Origin of the sequence: Streptomyces coryli (genome assembly GCF_011044975.1) — a bacterium.
Lineage (GTDB): Bacteria > Actinomycetota > Actinomycetes > Streptomycetales > Streptomycetaceae > Streptomyces > Streptomyces coryli.
This window is the reverse complement of record NZ_JAAKZV010000352.1, coordinates 1-6,224: the sequence shown is the minus strand read 5'-3', so window position 1 is coordinate 6,224 and position 6,224 is coordinate 1. Positions and strand designations below refer to the sequence as shown.

At 72.1% G+C, this 6,224-nt stretch carries 5 protein-coding genes and 1 pseudogene; all 6 read right to left on the bottom strand.

The window, feature by feature from the left end; translation table 11 throughout:
* A pseudogene (locus G5C51_RS38940) lies at positions 1 to 648 on the bottom strand (serine protease); the annotation flags it as partial.
* Between the two features lie 133 nt (positions 649 to 781).
* Positions 782 to 1,702 (bottom strand): tRNA pseudouridine(55) synthase TruB, encoded by a 921-nt coding sequence (gene truB, locus G5C51_RS38935; RefSeq protein WP_165245142.1) that lies wholly within the window; start codon positions 1,700 to 1,702, stop codon positions 782 to 784.
* Positions 1,702 to 2,145 carry a 30S ribosome-binding factor RbfA gene (gene rbfA, locus G5C51_RS38930; protein ID WP_165245140.1) on the bottom strand — a complete coding sequence of 148 codons (444 nt, stop codon included), beginning with the start codon at positions 2,143 to 2,145 and terminating at the stop codon, positions 1,702 to 1,704. The genes truB and rbfA overlap by 1 nt, the downstream gene beginning before the upstream one ends.
* Positions 2,146 to 2,163: 18 nt before the next feature.
* Positions 2,164 to 2,460 carry a DUF503 domain-containing protein gene (locus G5C51_RS38925; RefSeq protein ID WP_165245138.1) on the bottom strand — a complete coding sequence of 99 codons (297 nt, stop codon included), beginning with the start codon at positions 2,458 to 2,460 and terminating at the stop codon, positions 2,164 to 2,166.
* Between the two features lie 98 nt (positions 2,461 to 2,558).
* A complete protein-coding gene (gene infB, locus G5C51_RS38920) occupies positions 2,559 to 5,651 on the bottom strand; it encodes a translation initiation factor IF-2 (protein ID WP_165245136.1) in 3,093 nt (1,030 codons plus the stop codon).
* 167 nt (positions 5,652 to 5,818) lie between these two features.
* Positions 5,819 to 6,091, bottom strand: a complete 273-nt coding sequence (locus tag G5C51_RS38915; protein WP_165245134.1) for a DUF448 domain-containing protein — start codon at positions 6,089 to 6,091, stop codon at positions 5,819 to 5,821.
* Between the last annotated feature and the right edge of the window lie 133 nt (positions 6,092 to 6,224).

Below are 6,224 nucleotides of genomic sequence, written 5' to 3'. Positions count from 1 at the left end.
ATTCAGGTCGGCCCCGTACGCGGCGACCGCGGCCCCGTTCCCCGCCAGCGCCTCCCGCAGCGCCTCGGCCCGCCCGCTCGCGACCAGCGCGGGCATCGCCACCGCGGCCCGCGGCGGCACCGCGAACGACACCCCGCTCCGCCCCGCGTGCAGCGCGGCCCCGAGCACCCCGACCACCGCGCCGGTACGGGCATCCACCACCGGCGCCCCCGCCGGACGCCCGCAGCGCCCGAGCTCCTCATCGGCCGGCAGCGTCAACGCGAGGGCGGGCTCCAGCAGATGAAAGGCGTCGGTGGCGGTGTAGGTGGCCGCCCCGGCGCCCACCACCTCGCCCTCCAGGATGTTCCGCGGCAGATGCAGGCGTACGGCCGTCCCCTCCTCGGCCACAGCGCGCGCACCCACCACGAACGGCTCGGCCACCACCGCACCGGCCCGCACCAGCGCAAGCCCCGCCTCCGGCAGCGGCGTCACCGCGTCGCCGTCGACCAGCCAGGTCTGCTCCGCCCCCGCCGGGTGCAGTACCAGACAGGCGAGCCCGTCGACGGCCTCGTGCGAGGTGAGCAGCGTCCCGCGGTCATCGACGGCGAAGGCGACCCCCCGGGGCCTCCCGGCGAGGTCGCGAATCCGCACGACCGTGCCACCGCTCATCGCCGTCCTCCCTGCTCGCCCAGGGCATGGCTAGCCCCGGGCGCGCACCAAGAAACGACGTTTAGGGCAGCGCGCCCCCGTGTCACTCCAACGGATGACAACGCGCCGGGTTGCGGGTTTCACCAGGGAGCGCTTAGGCGAAGACCGCCAGGCTCTTCACCTTCTCGCCCTGGCGCTCGACCAGCGCCAGAAAGGCACCGTCCGGCCCGAAGACCCCCACCGGGCCTTCGCTCTCGACCTCGGCCGGCCAGGCGATCCGCACGCCGTGCGACAGCAGCCGCGCCTGCTCGGCGTCCACGTCCCAGCGGGGGAACGCGGCCGCGGCGGCGTCCGCCAGCGGCAGCACGGGCAGCTCGCCGGCCTCGGCGGCCTCCTCGAGCTGCTCCAGCGTCCGCGCCCCGTCGATCCCGTACGGCCCGACCCGGGTCCGCCGCAGCGCGGTGAGATGCCCGCCGACCCCCAGGGCGGCGCCCAAGTCCCGCGCCAGCGCCCGGATATACGTACCCGAGGAGCACTCCACCGTGACGTCCAGATCGGTCACCGGCGTGCCGTCCCCGGCCCGCCCCTCGCGCGCCTCGTGCAGCGCGAACGCGTACACGGTCACCGGGCGTGCCGGCAGCTCGACGTCCTCGCCGTCCAGCACCCGCTTGTAGGCCCGCTTGCCGTCCACCTTGATTGCGCTGACCTTGGACGGCACCTGCATGATGTCGCCCGTCAGCTCCGCGATCTCGGCGTCCAGGGCGCCGGGCGGCAGGTCGGCGGCGCCCGCCGACTCGACGATGTCGCCCTCCGCGTCGTCCGTCACGGTCGTCTGGCCGAGCCGGATGGTCGCCACGTACTCCTTCTCGGTGAGCGCGAGATGCCCGAGCAGCCGGGTCGCCTTCTCGACCCCGATCACGAGCACGCCCGTGGCCATGGGATCCAGCGTCCCCGCATGCCCCACCCGCCGCGTCCGCGCAAGGCGGCGCAGCCGCCCCACCACGTCATGCGAAGTAAGGCCCGACGGCTTGTCGACAATGACCAGACCGTCGGGCCCTTTGCGCCGTTCAGCCATTACGCCTCGGCGTCCTCTTCCTCGGAGTCCTTCTTGTACGGGTCGGCGTCGCCGGCGTACTGCGCGCCGGTGGAGGCGGAGCGCACCTGCTCGTCCTTCGCCCGGGCCCGCTCCAGCGCGTCGTTGATCGACTTCGCGTTCTCCGGCACCGCGTCCGCCACGAACTCCAGCGACGGGGTGTGCTTCACCCCGGCCGCCGCGCCCACCGCGGACCGCAGCACGCCCTTGGCGCTCTCCAGCCCGGCGGCCGCCGCCGCGCGCTCCTCGTCGTCGCCGAGGACGGTGTAGAAGACGGTCGCCTCGCGCAGGTCACCCGTGACGCGGGTGTCGGTGATGGTCACGCGAGTGCCGAGCCGCGGGTCCTTGATCCCCCGCATCAGCTTCTCGGCGACCACCTCGCGAATGAGGTCGGCGAGCCTCTTCGCCCTGGGGTTGTCGGCCACGGTCGGTCTCCTTCACGTTCATTCGTCGTCTTCGCCGTGGATCTGCCGCCGTACGGACAGCAGCTCCACTTCTGGACGCCCCGCGAGCAACCGCTCGCACCGGTCCAGCACATCGGTGAGGTGCCCCATGTCACCGGAGACCACCGCCAGGCCGATCCGGGCCCGGCGGTAGAGGTCCTGGTCGCCGACCTCGGCGACGCTGACCGCGTATTTGCGGTGCAGCTCGGCGACGATCGGACGGACGACGGAGCGCTTCTCCTTCAGCGACCGTACGTCGCCGAGGAGGAGGTCGCAGGACAAGCTGCCTGTGAACAAGTGAGTCCGGATGACCCGCCGGTCCGGGATCGAGTGAAGAAGAGTGGGGCCGGGCCCCGGGAACATGTCCCGGAGCCCGACCCCGACAGCCGTACGGACTAGCCGCGCGGCTTCTCGCGCATCTCGTACGTCGCGATGACGTCGTCGATCTTGATGTCGTTGAAGTTTCCGAGGTTGATACCACCCTCGAAACCGTCGCGGATCTCGGTGACGTCGTCCTTGAAGCGGCGCAGACCGGTGATGGTGAGGTTCTCCGCGACCACCTTGCCGTCGCGGACGATCCGGGCCTTGGAGTTCCGCTTGACCTCGCCCGAGCGGACGAGGACACCGGCGATGTTGCCGAGCTTGGACGAGCGGAAGATCTCGCGGATCTCCGCGGTACCGAGCTCGACCTCCTCGTACTCCGGCTTCAGCATGCCCTTCAGGGCCGCCTCGATCTCCTCGATGACCTGGTAGATCACCGAGTAGTAGCGGACGTCGACACCCTCGCGCTCGGCCATCTGCGTCGCGCGGCCCTCGGCCCGGACGTTGAAGCCGATGACGATGGCGTCGGAACCCGTCGCCAGGTCGATGTCGGTCTCGGTGACCGCACCGACGCCGCGGTGCAGGACCCGCAGGTCGACCTCTTCACCGACGTCCAGCTGCATGAGCGAGGACTCGAGCGCTTCGACCGAACCGGACGCGTCGCCCTTGATGATGAGGTTGAGCTGCTGCACCTCGCCGGCCTTGAGCACCTTGTCCAGGTCCTCGAGGGAGACGCGGCGGGTGCGCTTCGCGAAGGCCGCGTTGCGCTCGCGGGCGGCACGCTTCTCGGCGATCTGACGGGCCGTACGGTCCTCGTCGACCACCAGGAAGTTGTCGCCGGCACCCGGGACGTTGGTCAGACCCAGCACCAGAGCAGGCGTCGAAGGACCGGCCTCCTCCAGGTTGTTGCCCTTGTCGTCGAGCATCGCGCGGACCCGGCCGTGGGCGTCGCCGACCACCATCGTGTCGCCGACCTTCAGCGTGCCTCGCTGCACCAGCACCGTGGCCACGGCGCCGCGGCCGCGGTCGAGGTGCGCCTCGATGGAGATGCCCTCGGCGTTCTGGTGCGGGTTGGCGCGCAGGTCGAGCGACGCGTCAGCGGTGAGGACGACGGCCTCCAGCAGGGAGTCGATGTGCAGACCCTGCTTGGCGGAGATGTCGACGAACATGGTGTCGCCGCCGTACTCCTCGGCGATCAGCCCGTACTCGGTCAGCTGGCCGCGGACCTTGGTCGGGTCCGCACCCTCGACGTCGATCTTGTTGACCGCGACCACGATCGGCACCTCGGCCGCCTTGGCGTGGTTCAGCGCCTCGATCGTCTGCGGCATCACACCGTCGTTCGCCGCCACCACGAGGATCGCGATGTCGGTGGACTTGGCACCACGGGCACGCATGGCGGTGAACGCCTCGTGACCCGGGGTGTCGATGAAGGTGATCTTCCGCTCTTCGCCGTTGACCTCGGTCGCCGCCTGGTAGGCGCCGATGTGCTGGGTGATGCCGCCGGCCTCACCCTCGATGACATTGGTCTTCCGGATGGCGTCCAGAAGCCGCGTCTTACCGTGGTCGACGTGACCCATGACGGTCACCACCGGCGGACGGGCGGTCAGCTCTTCCTCGCCGCCCTCGTTCTCGCCGAACTCGATCTTGAAGGACTCGAGAAGCTCGCGGTCCTCCTCCTCCGGGCTGACGATCTGGACGGTGTAGTTCATCTCCTCGCCGAGGAGGGCGAGGGTCTCGTCGGAGACCGACTGCGTGGCGGTGACCATCTCGCCCAGGTTGAACATCACCTGGACCAGCGACGCCGGGTTGGCGTTGATCTTCTCCGCGAAGTCGGTGAGCGACGCGCCGCGGGAGAGACGCACGGTCTCGCCCTTGCCGCGCGGAAGCATCACGCCGCCGATGGACGGCGCCTGCATCTGCTCGTACTCCTGGCGCCTCTGGCGCTTGGACTTACGGCCACGGCGCGCGGGACCGCCGGGACGCCCGAAGGCACCCTGCGTACCACCGCGACCGCCCGGACCACCGGGACGACCGCCGAAGCCGGGACGGCCACCGCCGCCACCGAAGCCGCCGGGACGACCGCCGCCGCCACCGCCGGGACCGGCGGGACGACCGGCGAAACCGCCGCCGCCACCGGGACGGGCGCCGCCGCCGGCGCCACCCGGACGGCCACCGCCGCCACCGGGACCACGACCGCCGCCGGGACCGCCGCGGCCGCCACCCGGGCCACCGCCGGGGCGGGGGCTGGGCGCGGGACGCTGCGGCATCATGCCCGGGTTCGGGCGCGGACCGCCGGGACGCGGACCTGCGGCACCCTGGCCGCCGCCCTGACCCTGCGGACGAGGCATGCCGCCCGGGGACGGACGACCGCCGCCCTGGCCCTGCGGACGCGGTCCGCCGCCGCCCTGGCGCTCGCCAGGACCGCCGGGACCGGGACGGGCGCCGCCGCCGGGACGGGGCGCCTGCGGGCGCGCCATGCCGGTGGAGCCGCCGGACGTGAAGGGGTTGTTACCCGGACGCGGTCCTGCCGGACGGCCGCCCGGACGCGGGGCCTGGCCACCCGGGCGCGGAGCGCCGGGACGCGGGGCGCCGCCGCCCTGACCGCGCTCGCCCTGAGCGGGACGGCCGCCGGGGCGCTGCCCCTGCTGGCCGCCCGGACGCGGCGCCTGGCCGCCGGCGGGCTTGGCGCCCGCCTGCTGGCCGGAAGCGGCCGCCGGCGGGGCGGTGAACTCCGGGGAGGCCGGCGCCGCGGGCGCCGGCTTCGGTGCTGCCTTGGGGCCCGGACGCGGGCCGGGCGCGGGAGCGCTCGGCGCGGCGGGCGTTACGGGGCCGCCCTCGGCGGGGCCTTCGGCGGCCGGCGGCTTGGGGGCCGCCTTCTTCTCAGGCGCGGGCGCTTCCGACGACGGCTTGGGGGCCGCCGGTGCGGGCGCGGCGGGCTTGGCGCCGCCGGGCGCTGCCTTCTTCTTGGTTGCTGCCGGCTTCCCCGCGGGCTTGGCGCCACCGGCGCCGTTGCTCTGGAAAGCATCGGTCAGCTTGCGTACTACCGGCGCCTCGATGGTCGAGGACGCCGAGCGGACGAATTCGCCAAGTTCGTTGAGCTTGGCCATGACGACCTTGCTCTCAACTCCGAACTCCTTGGCGAGTTCGTATACCCGGACCTTAGCCACTTTGCTCCTTCTGGTCCGGGAAGGTGTCCGCCGGACCGTCGCTACTTATGCATGTGCGTACTCATCGCGTACTCATCGAGTGCTCATCGCAATCTCGACCTACTTCCGACTCGCGAGGTACCTCACCGCACGGGGTTCCGTGCGGCTGTTAACGGTCTTGCTTCTTGCTACTGCCTGCCCAGATAGGCGTTCAGCCCGTCAGTGCCGAGCGGCCCCCGGCCACGGAAGGCCCGGGTGAACGCCCGGCGGCGGACCGCCAGGTCAAGGCATGCCTTAACGGGGTGCAGATAGGCACCCCGGCCGGGCAGCGTACCGCGATCGTCAGGGACGGTTTCGTCCCCGACCACCACCACACGCAGCAGATCGCTCTTGGCCGCTCGCTCCCGGCAGCCCACGCAGGTGCGCTCAGGGCACGCCCGGGCGTGCGTCCGGCCAGACACGATGTTAAGTCTACCTCCCCGGGTCGGGCTCACCCCTTCGGGGCAGTGATCGAACCGTTGTCTTGGGTGTTCGTGTGGAGATTACGGGGCGGTGGTGCGGTTGTGCGCGGAGTTTTTTCGCCCACCCACCCAC